Below are 18,780 nucleotides of genomic sequence, written 5' to 3' on the forward strand. Positions count from 1 at the left end.
GGCAGGGGCATTTTCAGCTGATAACGAAGCGGAATTCAGGGGAAATGACGAAGAACGCAATCGTGCTCGGCGCCGGCATCGTCGGGGTTTCCACGGCCATCCATCTCCAGCGGCGCGGCCGGCAGGTGACGCTGATCGACCGCAAGGATCCGGGCCGGGAAACCTCCTTCGGCAATGCCGGGCTGATCCAGCGCGAAGGCGTCGTGCCCTACGGTTTTCCCCAGCAGCTCGGCCTCCTGCTGCGCTATGCTCTCAACAATCGCATCGACGCGCATTATCACCTGCGCACGCTGCCGAGCCAGGTCGCCTTCCTTGCCCGCTACTGGTGGAATTCCAATGCCCGGCGCCACGTAGCCATCACCCGCGCCTATGCGCCGCTGATCGAGAACTCGATTGCGGAACATAAGGACCTGATCGAGGCCTCGCAGTCGCAGGCACTGATCCGTAAGGATGGCTGGATAAAGATTTTCCGGACCGAGGCCAGGCGCGACGAGGCCTTTTCGGAAGCGGCACTCTGGCGGAACGAATTCGGAGTCGAGTATGACCGCCTGAGCGCGGAAGATATGGCCCGCATGGAGCCGGATATCAGCGGCCATTTCGTCGGCGGCCTGCGCTGGCGCGATCCCTGGTCGGTGCTCGACCCGCATGCGCTGACATCGGCCTATCGCCGCTATTTCGAGAGCCTCGGCGGAAGGTTCATGACAGGCGACGCCGCTTCGCTCGGCCAGTTCGGCTCCGGCTGGAAGATCATGACGGGGGAAGGCCCGCTCGAGGCGGATGATGCGGTGATTGCGCTCGGCCCCTGGGCGGCCGTCGCAACCCGCCGGCTCGGCTATCGCTTTCCGCTCGGCGTCAAGCGCGGCTATCACATGCATTATGGCGTTGAGGGCGATGCCGTTCTCAACAACTGGACGCTCGATGCCGAGCGCGGCTATCTCCTGGCGCCGATGAGCCGCGGCATCCGTTTGACGACGGGAGCGGAGTTCGCAACGCTCGATGCGCCGAAGACACCGATCCAGCTCGACAGGGCCGAAGCCGTGGCCCGCACGATCTTCCCGCTCGGCGAAAGGCTCGATCCGGAGCCCTGGGTGGGTGCGCGCCCCTGCACGCCAGATATGATGCCTATCATTGGCAAGGCGCCGCGCCATCAGGGCCTGTGGTTTGCCTTCGGCCATGCCCATCACGGGCTGACCCTTGGGCCGGTGACCGGCCGGGTGCTTGCCGAGGTCATTACCGGCGAGACGCCGCTGATCGATATAGCAGCCTACTCGCCGCAGCGTTTCAAGCCGTGACGCCGAGGGTCGCGAGGCCCTTCAGAGCCGTTGCAGCAATGCCTTCGATCGTACCGCCGATATCGACGGTGACGACGCCTTGTTCACCTCTGGGCGTCTCAAGCGTCGCCAGCTGGCTTTCGAGCAGCGAGACCGGCATGAAATGCCCCTTGCGCTCGCCCATACGCTTCGTCAACAGCGCCTTGGAGCCTTCGAGATAGACGAAGAACAGATTGCCGCCGGCAGCGGTCCGCAACCTATCTCGATAGATGCGCTTCAGCGCCGAGCAGGAGACGATGATGCCCTCGCCCTTCTCCAGCGAAGCCTTCATTCTTTCGCCGATAAGGTCGAGCCAGGGCATGCGGTCCTCATCGGTCAGCGGAATGCCCTTCGACATTTTCTCGACATTGGCGGCAGGATGGAGCGCATCGCCTTCGACGAAAGGCAGATGCAGGGCTCCCGCCAGCCTCTCGCCGACGGAGGACTTGCCGCAGCCGCTGACCCCCATGACGATGATCGCATGGGGCTTGTTCAACCGCTCTTCCGGCATGATCCCTCCGAGACTCCGGCTTCCCGCTCAGTCGAGCGGGAAGTGACAGGCATATTTTTGCGCACCTTCCCCACTTAGTTGGGGAGAAACCTGACGGCAATAGTCCTGCGCCTTCCAGCAGCGCGGATTGAAGTGACAGCCCGACGGCGGCTTTAGCGGCGACGGCAGCTCTCCCTGCAGGCGGATTCGGTTCTTGGCGCGCTCCGGATCGGCGATCGGTGTCGCCGACAGCAAGGCTGCCGTGTAGGGATGGCGCGGCCGCGCAAAGACCTCGGCGGCGGGACCGGTCTCGACCGGACGGCCGAGATACATCACCATTACCTCATCGGCGATGTGATGGACGACGGAGAGGCCGTGCGAGATGAAGAGATAGGCAAGGCCCATTTCCTTCTGCAGATCCATCAAGAGGTTCAGGACCTGTGCCTGGATCGAAAGATCCAGAGCCGAAACGGGTTCGTCAAGCACCAGCACCTTCGGCCGCAGCATCAGGGCGCGGGCAATGGCAATACGCTGGCGCTGGCCGCCGGAGAACATATGGGGGTAGCGGCCGTGATGCTCCGGACGCAGGCCGACGCGGGCCATCATCTCCTCCACCTTGCGGCGGCGGGCGGCGGCATCGAGGTCGGTGTTGATCTTCAGCGGCTCCTCGAGGATGGCGCCGACCTTCTGGCGCGGGTTCAGCGAGCCGTAGGGATTCTGGAAGACGATCTGCACCTGGCTGCGCAGGCTGCGGTCGCCGACCTGGGCGGGCTTGCCGTCGATCAGCAATTGCCCGGCCGTCGGATCCTCGATCATCGTGACAAGGCGCGCGAGCGTCGACTTGCCGCAGCCGGATTCGCCGACGACGGCGAGCGTCTTGCCGGAGTGGAGACTGAAGCTGACGCCGTTCAGCGCCTTGACGGTCGCATCGGCTTTGAAGAGGCCGCGGCTGACGGTGTAGAAGCGGGCGAGATCCCTGCCCTCGAGAACAGCGCCCGTCATACCAGGTCTCCTGCAGTTTCAGTGGCCATGACACCGGGATGTCCGAGCGGCTTGCCGTCCTTCAAAGGGTAATTGCAGAGCGCCAGACCTAGCTCCGGCCCCTGGCGGACGACGCCGCGTTCGCACTCGACGGTGGCATAGCCGCAGCGTGGCGCGAAAAGACAGCCCGTCGGGCGGCCGTGCTGACCGGGAACGACGCCGGCGATGGAAGGAAGCCGCTGGCCGACTTCGGCGCGTTCCGGCAGGGCGGCGAGCAGAGCTGCCGTATAGGGATGATGCGGATCACGGAACAGCGCCTTGACCGGCTGCTCCTCGACCTTCTGGCCGGCATATTGCACCTGCACGCGCTCGGCGGTTTCGGCGACGACTCCCATGTCATGGGTGATCAGCACCAGCGCCATGCCCTGCTCCTTCTGCAAGCGCACGAGCAGATCGAGGATCTGCGCCTGGATCGTCACGTCGAGCGCGGTCGTCGGCTCATCGGCGATCAAAAGCTTCGGATTGCAGGCGAGCGCCATGGCGATCATGACGCGCTGGCTCATGCCGCCCGACATCTGATGCGGGAAGTTCGACAGGCGGTCTTCCGGCGCCGGAATGCCGACAAGGTTCAGGAGTTCGATCGAGCGTTCGCGGCGCTCCTTCCGGTTGAGGCCCATATGGACGCGCAGGGTCTCGCCAAGCTGGAAGCCGACCGTGAAGCACGGATTGAGGCTCGACATCGGCTCCTGGAAGATCATCGCCATGTCCTTGCCGACGATCCTGCGGCGCTGACGGGCGGAAATGCCGCGCAGATCCTGGCCGTCGAACTGCAGGCGGTCGGCGGTGATTTTCGCCGTCCAGGGCAGAAGCCCCATCAGGGCCAGCATGGCGACGGATTTGCCCGAGCCGGATTCACCGACGACGGAAAGAATTTCTCCTTTGTCACAGGTGAGCGAGACGCCGTCGACGGCGCGGAAGAGACCGGATGAAGTTTGGAACTCGACGGTCAGATTTTCGATTTCGAGAAGTGGCATCACGACCTCTTCAGCTTGGGGTCGAGCGCATCGCGCAGACCGTCGCCCATCAGATTGATGGCGAGAACGGTGATGAGGATGGCCAGACCCGGAAATGTCACAACCCACCAGGCCCGCGAGATGAACTCGCGGGATTCGGCGAGCATGGTTCCCCATTCGGGTGTCGGCGGCTGGGCGCCCATGCCGAGGAAGCCGAGGGCGGCGGCATCGAGGATCGCCGCCGAAAAGGCGAGCGTCGCCTGGACGATCAGCGGCCCAAGACAGTTCGGCAGGATCGTCTTGAACATCAGGCGCAGGGTGCCGGCGCCGGCGACGCGCGAGGCGATCACATATTCCTTCTCACGCTCCGTGATGACCGAGGCGCGCGTCAACCGCACGAAATGCGGCTGGTTGACCAGCGAAATCGCAATCATCGCATTGGTCAGGCCCGGCCCGAGCACGGCGACCAGCACGAGGGCCAGCAGCAGCGACGGGAAGGCCAGGATGATATCCATCAGGCGCATGATCGCCGTATCGATCTTGCCGCGGAAATAGCCGGCGACGAGGCCGATCAGAACGCCGCAAACGACCGAAAGCGTCACGACCACGACGCCGATGAACAGCGAGAACCGCGCGCCATAAATCAGCCGCGAGAGGATGTCGCGGCCGACGGCATCCGTTCCGAGCGGAAAGGAGGCGCGGCCACCCTCCATCCAGGCGGGTACGGCGAGCAGTACCTCACGGTTCTGCTCGTTCGGCGCATGCGGCGCAAAGACCGGCGCGAAGATCGCGACAACGAGAATGATGACGAAAACAACGAGGCCGATGACGGCGCCCTTGTTGCGGGAGAAGTAATGCCAGAACTCCGCAAGAGCGGATGGCTGGCCGGTTTTGACGGTGACCATGCTCATGGACCGCTCCTAGTGACGAATACGCGGATTGATGAAGCCGTAGAGAACGTCAACAATCAGATTGACCAGCATGATGACGCCGGCGATCAGCAGAAGACCGCCCTGGACCACGGCGTAGTCGCGCTTGAACACCGAATCCACCATCCACTTGCCGATGCCTGGCCAGGAAAAGATAGTCTCGGTGAGGATAGCGCCTGCAAGGAGAACGCCGATCTGCAGGCCGATCGTGGTGATGACCGGGATCATCGCATTGCGCAGCGCATGCACGCCGACGACACGCAACGGCTTCAGGCCCTTCGAGCGCGCTGTGCGGACATAGTCCTCGCCCAGAACCTCGAGCATCGCCGAGCGCGTCTGGCGCGCGATGACGGCAAGCGGGATCGTCGCCAGCACGATGGTCGGCAGGATGAGATAGCTGACGGCCGAGGCGAAGGCGCCCTTCTGGCCCGACAGCAGACTGTCGATCAGCATGAAGCCAGTCACCGGCTTGAAGAAATACATCAGCGAGATGCGCCCGGACACCGGAGTCCAGCCGAGATAACCGGAGAAGAAGATGATGAGCAGCAGGCCCCACCAGAAAATCGGCATGGAATAACCGACGAGGGCAATGCCCATCACGCTTTGATCGAACCACGTGCCTCGCTTGACGGCCGCAAAGACGCCGGCGGGCACGCCAAGACAGACCGCGAGGATGATGGCGCAAAAGGAAAGTTCCAGCGTTGCTGGAAACAGCGTCAGGAACTCGCCGAGCACCGGCCGCTTGGTGACGATCGAGGTGCCGAGATCGCCTTGCAGCACTTTTCCGAGATAATCGAAATACTGCACATACATGGGCCGGTCGAAACCGAGATCGTGCATGATCTGGGCGTGCCGTTCCGGCGCCATGACACGTTCACCCGACAGCAGCATGACGGGATCGCCGGGAAGCAGGCGGATGAACGAAAAGGCTATCAGGGAAACGCCGAGGAATGTCGGTATCAGTACCGCGAAGCGGCCGAGGAAAAAACGCAACATGGCAGATGTCCAATAGTTTCCGGCGGTCAGGGGGTGCCTGACCGCCGGCTGCGCCCAGCTCTGCCGGGCATTCTTACATTATTCTTGTTATTCGGATACGTCGACGCCGTCGAAACGGTGAATGCCGAGCGGGTCCATCTGGAAGCCGGAGACCTTCTTGCTCATCGGAACGAAGACGAGCGAGTGATCGAGGGTCGCCCAGGGGGCTTCCTTCTTGAAGATCAGCTGGGCCTGCTCATAGGCCTTGGTGCGCTCGCCGACATCGGCGGTCATCTTGGCCTTGGTCATCAGGTCGTCATATTCCTTGTTGCACCACTGGGCGCGGTTGTTGCCGCCGACGGCATCGCAGCCGAGCAGCGTATCCATGAAGTTGTCCGGGTCGCCGTTGTCGCCGGTCCAGCCGAGGATGACGGCGCCGTCGCGCTTCACGTCGGAGGAGAGCTTCAGATATTCGGCCCATTCATGGGTGACGATCTCGACCTTGACGCCGACCTTGGCGAAATCGGCCTGGATCAGTTCGGCGGCGCGGCGCGCGTTCAGCATGTAGGGACGCGACACGGGCATCGCCCAGACCTTCATGCTGAGATCTTTCACGCCGGCATCGGCGAGAGCCTTCTTGGCAGCGTCCGGATCGTACTTTTCGTCCTGAACGGCGTCGTTATAGGACCACATGGTTGGCGGGATCGGGTTCTTGGCAACGGTGGCCGCACCCTGGAAGACGGCATCGACGATCGCCTGCTTGTTGATCGCCATGTTGAGCGCGCGGCGAACCTCCGGCTTGTCGAAGGGTGCCATCTGCGTGTTGTAGGCGAGGTAGCTGACGTTGAGGCCTGCCTGCTCCTGAACGACCAGATTTCCATCCTTCTTCAGTTCCGGAACGTCGGCGGCATTCGGATAGGGGATCAGGTGGCATTCGCCGGCCTTCAGCTTCTGAGCGCGGACAGCCGCATCAGAGGTGATGGCGAAAACGAGATCGTCGATCTTTTCCTTGCCCTTGAAATAGGTTTCGTTCGCCTTGTAGCGGATGACGGCATCCGGCTGGTAGGCAACGAAGGTGAAGGGGCCGGTGCCGAGCGGCTGCTGGTTCAGCTGCGCCATCTTGCCGTCGGCGGCAAGCTTGTCGGCATATTCCTTGGAAACGATCGAAGCGAAATCCATGGCGAGGTCGGCAAGGAACGGCGCTTCCGGGTGGTTGAGCGTGAACTTGACCGTGAGGTCATCGACCTTCTCGACCGACTTGATGAGCTCAGGGAAGCCCATGCCGGCGGCGTATTCGTAAGAGCCGCCTTCGACATACTTGTTCCACGGATTGTCGGACTTCAGCTGGCGCTCAAAGGAGAACACGACGTCGTCGGCGTTGAAATCGCGCGTCGGCGTGAAGAAGTCGGTGGTCTGGAACTTCACACCGGGATGAAGCTTGAAGGTGTATTCCTTGCCATCGTCCGAAACGCTCCAGCTGTCGGCCAGGCCGGGTTCGATCTCGGTGCCGCCGTGCTTGAATTCGACGAGGCGGCTGTAGACGGTGCGCGACGACGCGTCGAAGGTCGTGCCTGCCGTGTAGAGGCTCGGATCGAAGCCTTCCGGCGAGCCCTCGGAGCAATAAACAAGGGTCTTGGACCAGGCCGACGTCGCCATGACCGAAATCAGGGCCGTCGCTGCCAGCATGACAGAGATCTTTTTCATAGTATTGTTTCCCGGTTGTTCTTTTTTGATGTCTGGAGACCGCAGATAGGCATCCCGATCGACGGTCGATGGAACGACATTTATCTACTGAAAGCAACGGGCTAAGGAGAAAATTTTTCCAGTTGGACAATTTTAGAAATTTTCAGTCAAAAATCAGCCTCAATTGGAAATATTCGCACAAAAACGACCGAAATTTTGTCGCATTTGGTATAAAAACGCCGCCAGAGGCGACATGTGACCGACATTTCCCAGCTTTCGAAGCGGGTTCGACGCGCCAAAACAAAACCGCGGCTGCCCAGGCAACCGCGGTTTCAGAAGTCTGCGCTGCTCTTTAAAATTCAGGCGGCCGGGGCCACGATCGCGGGTTTGCGGTATTCCTGTTCGCCGGTCAGACCGAGAAGGAAATTGATCTGCGGACGCGCCTTGACCAGGTCGTCGATCGTATATTCCGAAAGCACGCCAAAGAAGGCATTGAGCGCCTTGCGCAAAGCCGAATTCAGGCCGCAGCTGTCGACCAGCGGGCATTCGACCATGCCGTCGTCCTCGAAGCATTCGGCCATGGCGAAACTGTCTTCCGTCACCCGTACGACATCAAAGAGCGTGATTTCAGCCGCCGGCTTGCCCAGGCGCACGCCGCCGTTGCGGCCGCGCACGGTCTCGACCAGACCCGCCTTGTTCAGCGGCTGGAGGATCTTGAAAAGAAAGAGTTCGGAAACCCCGTAAGCCTTGGCAATTTCCGGAATCCGGCTCAAGTGCCCTTCATTGGCAGCACAATACATCAACATGCGAACCGCATAGTTGGTCTGCTTCGTCAACCGCATGCCGATCTCCCGACTCGTGCTATTTAGACCTATATAGGCGGTTTGCTAGTTTTGAACAATTCCAAAATATGAAATTCGCATTCAGCTTATGAGGCCAATTGCCGCGTCGTCAATCCTGCGCCGAAATCTTCTGGTTGCAATCCAGAACGCCATGCCTGCGCCCCGCGCGTGCCGGGACGGAGGAGCATATCGCTGCGGTGCGGCGGTTTCCAAGACAGCAAATAAAACGGGGGCCACGAGGCCCCCGAATTGCAAGTCTATCGATCGTGCAGATCACTTCATCGTCGGCATGACGAATTCTGCGCCGCTCTTGATGCCGGACGGCCAGCGGGCGGTGACGGTCTTGGTCTTCGTCCAGAACTTGATCGAATCGGTGCCGTGCTGATTGAGGTCGCCGAAGCTCGATGCCTTCCAGCCACCGAAGGAGTGGTAGGCGAGCGGAACCGGGATCGGAACGTTGATGCCGATCATGCCGATATTGATGCGCGAGGCGAAATCGCGGGCGGCATCGCCGTCACGGGTGTAGATCGCAACGCCATTGCCGTATTCGTGCTTCATCGGCAGCGACAGCGCTTCTTCGTAATTCTGGGCCCGAACGACAGAGAGGACAGGTCCAAAGATCTCGGTCTTGTAGATATCCATCTCGGGCGTGACATGATCGAACAAGCAGCCACCGACGAAATAGCCGTCTTCATAGCCCTGGAGCTTGAAATCGCGGCCGTCGACGACGAGCTTGGCGCCTTCTTCGACACCACGGTCGATGAGGCCGCGAACGCGGGTATAGGCTTCCTTGGTGACGAGCGGACCCATGTCGGCCTTGTCGTCGGTGTAAGGGCCGATGCGCAGGGATTCGATCTTCGGCGTCAGCTTTTCGACGAGGCGGTTGGCTGTCTCTTCACCGACCGGAACGGCAACCGAGATCGCCATGCAGCGCTCGCCGGCCGAACCGTAGCCTGCGCCCATCAGCGCGTTGACAGCCTGGTCCATGTCGGCGTCAGGCATGATGATCATGTGGTTCTTGGCGCCGCCGAAGCACTGGGCGCGCTTGCCGTTCATCGCCGCCGTGCCATAGACGTAGCGGGCGATCGGCGTCGAGCCGACGAAGGAAACGGCGCCGATATCGGGATCGGTGAGGATGGCGTCGACCGCACCCTTGTCGCCGTTGACGACGTTCAGAATGCCGGCGGGCAGGCCAGCCTCGATCATCAGTTCGGCAAGACGGATCGGCAGGGACGGATCCCGCTCGGACGGCTTCAGGATGAAGGCGTTGCCGCAGGCGATCGCCGGCGCGAACATCCACATCGGGATCATGCCAGGGAAGTTGAAGGGGGTGATGCCGGCGCCGATGCCGACCGGCTGGCGGATCGAATACATGTCGATCGCCGGACCCGCACCCTCGGTGAATTCGCCCTTGGCGAGATGCGGGATGCCGCAGACGAATTCGCAGACCTCAAGGCCGCGAATAACGTCGCCCTTGGCGTCCTCGATCGTCTTGCCGTGCTCCTTGGAGAGCATTTCGGCCAGTTCGTCCATGTGCAGGTTCAGGAGTTCGACGAACTTAAAGAAGACGCGGGCGCGGCGCTGCGGATTGGTGGCAGCCCATTTCGGCTGCGCGGCCTTGGCGTTCTCGACGGCGGCGCGCAGTTCCTCGACGCTAGCGAGCGCCACGGTCGCCTGCACTTCGCCGGTCGCCGGATTATAGACATTGCTGACGCGGCCGCTGGTGCCGGCAACATGCTTGCCGCCGATGAAATGACCGATCTCACGCATGGGTGTTCCTCCTGTTTTGGGATGCCCTACAATCGCACTTCAATTTGCACAAATCAATGCGCTGATATAAGGAACCGTTGTGCGCATATTGTAGTCCGGTGACACATATTGCTGCCTCAAACTTGGTACGGCGTAAGGACAAGTCAAACCCAGGGAAGGTCGAGCCGATGAGCCGGAAACCTGTTGTCAGAATGGCGGAGTTGGAGATTGATCCGGAGACGCTCGAAGCCTATCGCGCCTTGCTCACGGAAGAAATCGAGGCTTCGCTTGCGCTGGAAGACGGCGTTCTCTCACTCGACGCCGTTTCCATCCGGGACAATCCAAACCAGATCCGTATCCTCGAGGTCTACGCCGATCAGGAAGCCTACGAGGCCCATCTGCAGACGCCGCATTTCCTCAAATATAAGCGTGAGACGGCAGGCATGGTGACATCGCTGACGCTGATGGACGTCGATCCGATTGCCATGCGTGCCAAGCCATGAACTGGGACGATGTCCGCATTTTCCTCGCCGTCGCCCGCACCGGGCAAATTCTTGCCGCTTCGAAGCGATTGGGGCTCAATCACGCCACGCTTTCACGGCGACTGACGTCGCTCGAAGAGGCGCTGAAGACGCGGCTTTTCATCCGCCGCACGAATGGCTGCGAGCTGACGGCCGAAGGCGGGGTCTTCCTGCACGCTGCCGAGCGCATGGAAACCGAAATGCTGGCAGTGCAGGCCAATCTCGGCCACACCGACACGGCAATCGCCGGCACGGTGCGCGTCGGCGCGCCCGACGGTTTCGGCGTCTCATTTCTCGCGCCGCGAATGGGCAGGCTGATCGAGCGCCATCCGGAACTGAAAATCCAGCTCGTGCCGGTGCCGCGCTCCTTCTCGCTGTCGCAGCGCGAGGCCGATATCGCCATCACGCTGGAACGGCCGGAGCAGGGCCGGCTCGTTTCCTCGAAGCTGACCGATTATACGCTCGGCCTCTATGCCTCGCGGGAGTACCTGGTTTCGCAGGGAGCACCAGCGGATATCGACGCGCTCAAGGCGCATCGGCGCATCGGCTATGTCGAAGACCTGATCTTCACCGCGTCGCTGAATTTTTCCGGCGAAGTCATGCGCAGCTGGGATGCAGGCTTCGAAATCTCGACTGCGATCGGTCAGACGGAGGCGGTCCGCACGGGGGCCGGCATCGGCATCCTGCATGACTACATCGCCCGGCAATATCCCGAACTCCAGCGCATCCTGCCTGATATTTCGATTCGTCGCGCCTACTGGACGACCTATCACGAAACGGCGCGCGATCTCTTGCGCGTCAGGAGCGTCGCCGACTTCCTCCAGGAACTCGTCAGCGCCGAGCGGCACATCTTCCTTTAGCGCCGGAACGTATGTTTTGCCGGCTCGTCGTTCTCGTCGGGATTTGGGACGGGCGCCTCGTCGGGCAGCCGGTCCGGCTCCGGTTCCTTGATCGGAGGTACCGGCTTCCAGCCGGGTGCCGGCATCGGCGGCTGATCGGGAATCGGTTCGTTCGGCAGGGACATGGCCGCCCTTCCTTTCATGATGTTCGTCGTAAACGATGTTCGGTCGGATTATTTGTCCGGCTTCAGCGCTTCTGCGGCGCGCATCGGCATGCTGTCGATGACGGCGAAAAGTTCGCCACTGGTAATCGGCTCGCTGACCTTGAGCTTGACCGTACCGTCCTTGCCGACAAGGAAGGCGGCAAATTCGCCCGGTTCGGACGCCTCCAGGTCGCGGCGCAGCGCTTGCCCGTCTAAAGCCTCGGCCGCACCGAAAAGCGACCGCACGGTGTCGCCCGACACCTTCAGCACCACCATATCGCGCTCATCGAGTGCGCTTCGATCGGCAAGCAACTGATTTTCCTGGCGGGCGGCGCGGGCATTGTCCCTGTCGGAGAAAAGGATGAAGACCCGGTTCTTCCACTGGAAGGCCGCAAGACTTTCCACCGGCGAATAGGCGCTGTTCGTCTCGTCGATCTTGGCCGCCCCGTAGAGTAGGGTTTTCGACATGCAGGTTCTCCATCATCTTGGAGAACGGCTCGGGATGGCGCGGGTTCCATCTGATCGACGGAATCCTGGTTTTTCGTTCCTGCACAGCGCCTACCGTGATTTAAAGAGCTCCGCCCGCAACAACGTGCGTCAATATCCGCCGGAATTTGATTCACGCTGTTACGGGTTTAACCCTTCCGGCAAAAATGTGCCGCGATGTCGTCCGAGCATCGATCACGCAAACAAGAAGTCCCACGACTGAAGGCTTGAAAGAGCGACATCCCTTAGCGTTATGGTGTTGTCGGCATCGGCAGTAATGATTGTATCCTTCCCGACCTGCTCGGTTGCCGCAAAAAGCGACTCCCAGTCAGCGAAAATGCTGTTATCGATCGAGATCGCGTCATGTGCGGAGCCGGTTGCTATAAAGTTTGTGATCGTATCATGGCCCCAATTCGCCAAGTAAACGAAGACGTCAGCCGCCGCTCCGCCAGTGAGGATATCATTGCCGGCGCCGCCCGTTAGCGTATTAGAGCTACTGCCGCCGACGATAATATTGTTCAACTCGTTCCCGGTACCAGCAAATGTCCCTATGCCGGCAAAGGTCAGGTTCTCGACATTGTCGGCAAGCATATAGCTCGCCAGGTTCGTGCGAACCGTGTCGGTTCCTTCATTGGCGGCTTCGCTGACGGTATCGCCGGCATTGTCGACGATATAGGTGTCGTTGCCCGCTTTGCCGATCAAGGTGTCCGCACCTGCCCCGCCGTTCAGCATATCGTTGCCGGCACCGCCGGTGATCGTATTGGCCAGCGCATTGCCGGCGCCGCTGAAGTTCGCGGACCCGGTATAGGTCAGGCTCTCGACATTGTTGCCGAGCGTGTAGCCTGCCAATGTCGTGCGAACCGAATCGGTCCCCGCGTCGGCCGCTTCGGTGACAACGTCGCCGGCATTGTCGACGATATAGGTGTCATCGCCCGTCCCGCCGATCAAACGATCGGCACCCACTCCGCCATTCAGCGTATCGTTGCCGACACCGCCGGAAAGCGTATCGGCGGCAGCGCCACCCGTGATCGTATTGTCGAGGCTATTGCCTATCCCGACAAAGACTGTCGTGCCGATGTAGGTGAGATGTTCGACATCGCTGCCAAGCGTATAGCTTGCCAGTGTCGTGCGAACCGTGTCGATCCCCGCGTTGACCGCTTCGGTGACGATGTCGCCGACATGATCGACAACATAGATGTCGTCGCCCACCTCACCGAACATACGATCGGCCCCGGCCCCACCATTCAGCACATCATTGCCTGCGCCGCCGGAAAGCGTATCAGCGGCAGCACCTCCCGTGATCGCATTGTCGAGATCATTGCCTGTTCCGGTAAAGGCTACCGTGCCGATATAGGCGAGGCTCTCGAGATCGCTGCCAAGCGTATAGCTTGCCAGTGTCGTGCGAACCGTGTCGGTCCCCTCGTCGGCGGCTTCGGTGACGACGTCACCGGCATGGTCGACGATATAAGTGTCGTTGCCATCACCGCCGATCAAGCTGTCCGCACCGGCCCCACCGTTCAGCACATCATTGCCGGCGCCGCCGGTGATGATGTTGGCCAGCGCATTGCCGGTGCCGGTGAAGTTGGCGGATCCCGTATAGGTCAGGTTCTCGACATTGGCCAATGTGGCGATCGAGTAGGCTGCAAGCGCCGTGCGGATTTCGTCCGTGCCGGCGCTGACCGCCTCCTTGATCACGTCGCTCGCACTGTCGACCACATAGATATCGTCGCCGGCGCCGCCATCCAGCGTGTCGTTGCCGACGCCGCCGTCAAGCGTGTCATTGCCTGCACCGCCGATCAGTGTGTCGTTGCCGGCGCCGCCGTCCAGCGTGTCGTTGCCCGCGCCGCCGCTGATCGTGTTGATCAGCGCATTGCCGGTACCAGTGAAGCTGACAGATCCCGTATACATTAGGTTCTCGACATTGTTGCCGAGCGTATAGCTTGAAAGCGTCGTCTTGATCCAATCGACCCCTTCATTCAGGCCTTCGGTGACCATGTCGCCAACGTTATCGACAATATAGGTGTCGTTGCCGGCTGCGCCGATCAGTATGTCTGCGCCGGCCTTCCCGTCCAAGGTATCGGCACCTGCCCCGCCCCTGATCGTGTTGGCAAGGCTATTGCCCGTCCCGGTAAAGGTTGCCGTGCCGGTAAAGGTAAGGTTCTCGACATTGTCGGCAAGCGTATAGTTCACCAATGCCGTGCGAACCGTGTCGGTCCCCTTATCGGCCGCTTCGGTGACGATATCGCCGGCATTGTCGACGATGTAGATGTCGTTGCCATCACCGCCGATCAAGCTGTCCGCACCGACCCCGCCATCCAACACATCATTGCCGGCGTCGCCGGAAAGCGTATCGGTGGCAGCCCCACCCGTGATCGTGTTGTCGAGACTATTACCGGTACCAGCGAATGTGCCTGTGCCGGCAAAGGTCAGGTTTTCGACATTGTCGGCCAGCATATAGCTCGCGAGGTTCGTGCGAACCGTGTCGGTTCCCTCATTGGCGGCTTCGGTGACGGTATCGCCGGCATTGTCGACGATGTAGGTGTCGTTGCCCCCTCTGCCGATCAAGATATCTGCACCGGCCGCGCCATTCAGCGTGTCATTGCCGATGCCGCCGGTGATCGTATTATCAAGCGCATTGCCGGCGCCGCTGAAGTTGGCTGACCCTATATAGATCAGGTTCTCGACATTGTTGCCGAGCGTATAGCCTGAAAGCGCTGTCTGGACCGTGTCCGTCCCTTCGTTCACATTCTCGATCACGACGTCTGTTGCTATGTCGACCACATAGATGTCGTCGCCTATCCCACCCGACATCTTGTCGGCACCAGCCCCGCCGATCAATGTGTCGTTGCCCGCAGCCCCGGCGAGGCTGTCGGCGCCAACACCACCCGTGATCACGTTGTCGAGCAGGTTCCCTGTTCCGACAAAGGCCGCCGTCCCGATGTAGGTGAGGTTTTCGGCATTGGCCGCCAGTGTGTGGGCGGACAGTGTCGTGCGAACCGTGTCGATCCCCGCGTTGACCGCTTCGGTGACGATGTCGCCGGCATGATCGACAACATAGATGTCGTCGCCCACCTCACCGAACATACGATCGGCCCCGCCCCCGCCATTCAGCACATCATTGCCTGCGCCTCCCGAAAGCGTATCGATGGCAGCGCCACCGGTGATCGTGTTGTCGAGATCATTGCCTGTCCCGACAAAAGCCACCGTGCCGATATAGGTGAGGTTCTCGAGGTCGCTGCCAAGCGTATAGCTTGCCAGCGTCGTGCGAACCGTGTCGGTCCCCTCGTCGGCGGCTTCGGTGACAACGTCACCGGCATGGTCGACGATATAAGTGTCGTTGCCATCACCGCCGATCAAGCTGTCCGCACCGGCCCCACCGTTCAGCACATCATTGCCGGCGCCGCCGGTGATGATGTTGGCCAGCGCATTGCCGGTGCCGGTGAAGTTGGCGGATCCCGTATAGGTCAGGTTCTCGACATTGGCCAATGTGGCGATCGAGTAGGCTGCAAGCGCCGTGCGGATTTCGTCGGTGCCGGCGCTGACCGCCTCCTTGATCACGTCGCTCGCGCTGTCGACCACATAGATGTCGTCGCCGGCACCGCCATCCAGAGTGTCGTTGCCGACGCCGCCGTCAAGCGTGTCATTGCCTGCACCGCCGATCAGTGTGTCGTTGCCGGCGCCGCCGTCCAGAAGATCGTTGCCGCTGCCGCCAGCGATCGCATTGACGAGGCTGTTTCCAGTTCCGCTAAAATCGCCGGTGCCGATGAAGGTCAGGTTTTCAACATTGGCAATATTCGCCAAGGCATAGGAAGAAAGCGTCGTCCTGATCAGATCGCCTCCCGCATTCAGCCCTTCGGTGACTACGTCGGCAACGTCATCGACAATATAGGTGTCGTTGCCCGCACCGCCGATCAGCATGTCTGCTCCGGCCTTCCCGTCCAAGGTATCGGCACCTGCCCCGCCCTTGATCGTGTTGGCAAGGCTATTGCCTGTCCCAGTAAAGGCCGCAATGCCAATAAAGGCGAGGTTCTCGAGGTCGCTGCCAAGCGTATAGTTCGTCACTGTCGTGCGAACCGTGTCGGTCCCCTCGTCGGCGGCTTCGGTGATGAGGTCGCCGGCATTGTCGACGACATAGGTGTCGTCGCCATCACCACCGATCAAGCTGTCCGCGTTAGTTCCACCATCCAGCGTGTCATTGCCGGCGCCGCTGGTGATAATGTTGGCCAGCGCATTGCCGGTGCCGGTGAAGTTGGCGGATCCCGTATAGGTCAGGTTCTCGACATTGACCAATGAGGCGATCGAGTAGGCTGCAAGCGCCGTGCGGATTTCGTCGGTGCCGGCGCTGACCACCTCAGTGACCACGTCGCTCGCACTGTCGATCACGTAGATGTCGTTGCCAGCACCCCCGACCAGCGTGTCGTTGCCGGCGCCGCCGTCAAGCGTATCGTTGCCGGCGGCGCCGGTGATCTTGTTGGCGAGGCTATTTCCAGTTCCGACAAAATCGCCGGTGCCGGTGAAGGTCAGGTTTTCGACATTGGCAATATTGGTCAAGGCATAGGAAGACAGCGCCGTCTTGATCAGATCGCTTCCTTCGTTCAGCCCTTCGGTGACAATGTCGCCGGCATTGTCAATGACATAGGTGTCATTGCCCGCACCGCCGATCAGTATGTCTGCTCCGGCCTTCCCGTCCAGGGTGTCGGCACCTGCCCCGCCCCTGATCGTGTTAGCGAGGCTATTGCCTGTTCCGATAAAAGTTCCCGTGCCGGTAAAGGTAAGGTTCTCGAGGTCGCTGCCAAGCGTATAGTTCGCCAGTGTCGTGCGAACCGTGTCGACGCCCGCAGCTTCTGTAACGATATCGCCGGCATTATCGACGACATAGGTGTCGTTGCCCTCGCCGCCGATCAAGCTGTCCGCGCCAGTTCCACCATCCAGCGTGTCATCGCCGGCGCCGCCGGTGATCGTATTGGCGAGCGCATTGCCGGTGCCGGTGAAGCTGGCAGATCCCGTATAGGTCAGGGTCTCGACATTGCTGCGAAGCGTATAGCCTGAAAGCGCCGTCTCGACGGTGTCCGTCCCCTCATTCCAACTCTCGATCACAAAATCGAAGCTGTCGTCGACGACATAGAGGTCGTTGCCCGCTCCGCCCACCATCCAGTCGGAACCAACACCCCCGATCAGCGTGTCGTTGCCAATGCCACCATAAAGCGAATCATCTCCCGCATTGCCCCAAAGCGTATTGTTCGCCTCGTTGCCGACAATGTTGTCGTTGCCCGAGCCCGCCTGAACATTCTCGATCAAAGACGCAACATTGCCATTGAAAAGGAGTGCGTTGAAAATATTGCCGCGGGCATAGCCGTTGTTCGGACCGCCCCACAGATCAGCCAGCTGACTCTGGGAAAAGACCGAATACCCGCCTGCTCGCAGGTCAATTTTGAGGGCGGTGGTATAAGCGCTCAAATCATAGGTGTCGATGCCGCCGCCGTCCCAGATTGTCGCGAAGATCCGGTTGGCATCGGGCGTGATCGCCGCAACCCCATCGACATAGGTGATGCCCTCGTCCGGATTCCACTTATAGACGGTATCGCCACTGTTCGTGGTGTAATCCGCTCCATACATTTTCTGCAAGGCGGCGATGTCGAGCATCATAAAGGTTTGTGGCGCGCCGTCAGCTTCATACGTGTACCCGCCGCTCGTATTATCGCCGACGTATGTGCGGTAGGTCATGATCGTATATTCGACTGAATCGTAGGCGCTCGGAACGACCGTCGGATTGTAAAAAAAATCCGGTTCGTGAGCGTGTTTCAGCCCCAGAGCGTGACCCAACTCATGTGCCAACGTATGTCCCGCATAGTTGCCGAACTCCGGATAGCGATAGTCGGATTCCGTGCCCGCATATCCTGTCCCGAACCAGACATCGCCGCCGCGCAATCCAGAATCCGGATAATAGGCCCATGCTGTCGAAAGTTCGGGATCCGACGATTGAGCGAACCGGATAGCTGCACTCTCGACGCCCCCGGCCATAAAGTTGGCGTTCGTAAACCCCTCTACCGAAAAACCATCATTTGCCGCATTCCCGTAGGATTGCTCCATGTAAAACAAGGCCGCGGACTGCTGCTCCGAGGAAATCGCAGAGAAACTGTAATCTTTCTCCCCACTATAGTTGTACCATGTCGAGGTCGTGGGAAACGCATAGGTTATCGTTCCATCCCAGGCAACGCCGCTGAAGAGTCCGTCAATTTTCTTATCCCCGGTCAAGAACACGTTCTTCGTGGCGGTGCTAATGCCTGTCATAAAATCCCCGTTTGCCTATTCCATTCCGCTGCGTCTAATGCCCATTTCCCTCTGCTTCAAATCAGAGGAGAATTCAACTAAAAGCTTTATTTATCTTCATGAAGTCTTTGACCTTCGCAATCGGCGCTCATCAAACGCTTCCTCCGCAACCTTTACCGAAGGCCAGAAGACATAGTTCAAGATCCTGTACTCGCGCGTCCGAACCTCCGCAATTGCTGCCACGACGGCACTTAAATTGCCGTTACAGTCATCTGCTGAAATTTAATAAGCCGCAAACTCGGTGATATCGGGAAAGGCAGGTCCCGCATTGTTTCGGCGCCGCGGCTACCCCCGCTCTCATGCCGCGGGATTGGCCTCGCTGTTCGCATCTTCTGCGATTTTGCTTGGGTGGATTGCCGCAATCGTCGACCTCACTGCTACTGCTTGCGGACATTTAGCCCACAGCGCGGCATGGCACCATACGCGCGG

The 18,780-nt window shown here is 60.4% G+C and carries 14 protein-coding genes; 3 read left to right on the forward strand and 11 right to left on the reverse strand.

What is annotated here, in order from left to right:
• The first annotated feature begins 44 nt into the window (after window positions 1-44).
• Complete coding sequence (locus ATY77_RS21770; RefSeq protein ID WP_088688801.1) at window positions 45-1,292, forward strand: FAD-binding oxidoreductase; 1,248 nt, start codon at window positions 45-47, stop codon at window positions 1,290-1,292.
• Here the strand turns inward: ATY77_RS21770 and ATY77_RS21775 are convergent.
• From ATY77_RS21775 to ATY77_RS21810, 8 genes are all read right to left on the reverse strand, one after another.
• Window positions 1,282-1,821, reverse strand: coding sequence for a gluconokinase (locus ATY77_RS21775; protein ID WP_088688802.1), 540 nt, complete (start codon window positions 1,819-1,821; stop codon window positions 1,282-1,284). The genes ATY77_RS21770 and ATY77_RS21775 overlap by 11 nt on opposite strands.
• 27 nt (window positions 1,822-1,848) lie before the next feature.
• Window positions 1,849-2,802: a peptide ABC transporter ATP-binding protein gene (locus tag ATY77_RS21780; RefSeq protein ID WP_088688803.1), complete on the reverse strand. Its 954-nt coding sequence runs from the start codon at window positions 2,800-2,802 to the stop codon at window positions 1,849-1,851.
• Window positions 2,799-3,815, reverse strand: a complete 1,017-nt coding sequence (locus ATY77_RS21785; RefSeq protein ID WP_088676912.1) for an ABC transporter ATP-binding protein — start codon at window positions 3,813-3,815, stop codon at window positions 2,799-2,801. Before ATY77_RS21785 ends, ATY77_RS21780 begins: the two co-directional genes overlap by 4 nt.
• Window positions 3,815-4,705, reverse strand: a complete 891-nt coding sequence (locus ATY77_RS21790; protein WP_088688804.1) for an ABC transporter permease subunit — start codon at window positions 4,703-4,705, stop codon at window positions 3,815-3,817. The genes ATY77_RS21785 and ATY77_RS21790 overlap by 1 nt, the downstream gene beginning before the upstream one ends.
• A 9-nt stretch (window positions 4,706-4,714) precedes the next feature.
• On the reverse strand, window positions 4,715-5,719 hold the full coding sequence (locus ATY77_RS21795; protein WP_088676910.1) for an ABC transporter permease subunit: 1,005 nt from the start codon (window positions 5,717-5,719) through the stop codon (window positions 4,715-4,717).
• A gap of 87 nt (window positions 5,720-5,806) precedes the next feature.
• Entirely contained in the window at window positions 5,807-7,402 is a 1,596-nt protein-coding gene (locus tag ATY77_RS21800; protein ID WP_088688805.1) for an ABC transporter substrate-binding protein, read from the reverse strand.
• A gap of 338 nt (window positions 7,403-7,740) precedes the next feature.
• Window positions 7,741-8,223 (reverse strand): iron-responsive transcriptional regulator RirA, encoded by a 483-nt coding sequence (rirA, locus tag ATY77_RS21805; RefSeq protein ID WP_088676908.1) that lies wholly within the window; start codon window positions 8,221-8,223, stop codon window positions 7,741-7,743.
• A 273-nt stretch (window positions 8,224-8,496) separates the two neighbouring features.
• On the reverse strand, window positions 8,497-9,993 hold the full coding sequence (locus tag ATY77_RS21810; protein WP_088688806.1) for a CoA-acylating methylmalonate-semialdehyde dehydrogenase: 1,497 nt from the start codon (window positions 9,991-9,993) through the stop codon (window positions 8,497-8,499).
• Window positions 9,994-10,160: 167 nt separating this feature from the next.
• On the opposite strand from ATY77_RS21810, the gene ATY77_RS21815 reads away from it, so the two are divergent.
• Complete coding sequence (locus tag ATY77_RS21815; protein WP_088688807.1) at window positions 10,161-10,475, forward strand: putative quinol monooxygenase; 315 nt, start codon at window positions 10,161-10,163, stop codon at window positions 10,473-10,475.
• Window positions 10,472-11,353: a LysR family transcriptional regulator gene (locus tag ATY77_RS21820; protein WP_088676905.1), complete on the forward strand. Its 882-nt coding sequence runs from the start codon at window positions 10,472-10,474 to the stop codon at window positions 11,351-11,353. Before ATY77_RS21815 ends, ATY77_RS21820 begins: the two co-directional genes overlap by 4 nt.
• On the opposite strand, the gene ATY77_RS32955 is transcribed toward ATY77_RS21820, so the two are convergent.
• The 3 genes from ATY77_RS32955 to ATY77_RS33395 all read right to left on the reverse strand — a co-directional run bounded on the left by ATY77_RS32955 (window position 11,350) and on the right by ATY77_RS33395 (window position 18,312).
• Window positions 11,350-11,517, reverse strand: coding sequence for a hypothetical protein (locus tag ATY77_RS32955; protein ID WP_088676904.1), 168 nt, complete (start codon window positions 11,515-11,517; stop codon window positions 11,350-11,352). The genes ATY77_RS21820 and ATY77_RS32955 overlap by 4 nt on opposite strands.
• A 48-nt stretch (window positions 11,518-11,565) precedes the next feature.
• Entirely contained in the window at window positions 11,566-12,003 is a 438-nt protein-coding gene (locus tag ATY77_RS21830; protein ID WP_088688808.1) for a DUF4174 domain-containing protein, read from the reverse strand.
• A 213-nt stretch (window positions 12,004-12,216) separates the two neighbouring features.
• On the reverse strand, window positions 12,217-18,312 hold the full coding sequence (locus ATY77_RS33395; protein WP_088688809.1) for a M10 family metallopeptidase C-terminal domain-containing protein: 6,096 nt from the start codon (window positions 18,310-18,312) through the stop codon (window positions 12,217-12,219).
• Between the last annotated feature and the right edge of the window lie 468 nt (window positions 18,313-18,780).

Source organism: Rhizobium sp. R634, from assembly GCF_002211305.1.
Taxonomy (GTDB): Bacteria; Pseudomonadota; Alphaproteobacteria; order Rhizobiales; family Rhizobiaceae; genus Rhizobium.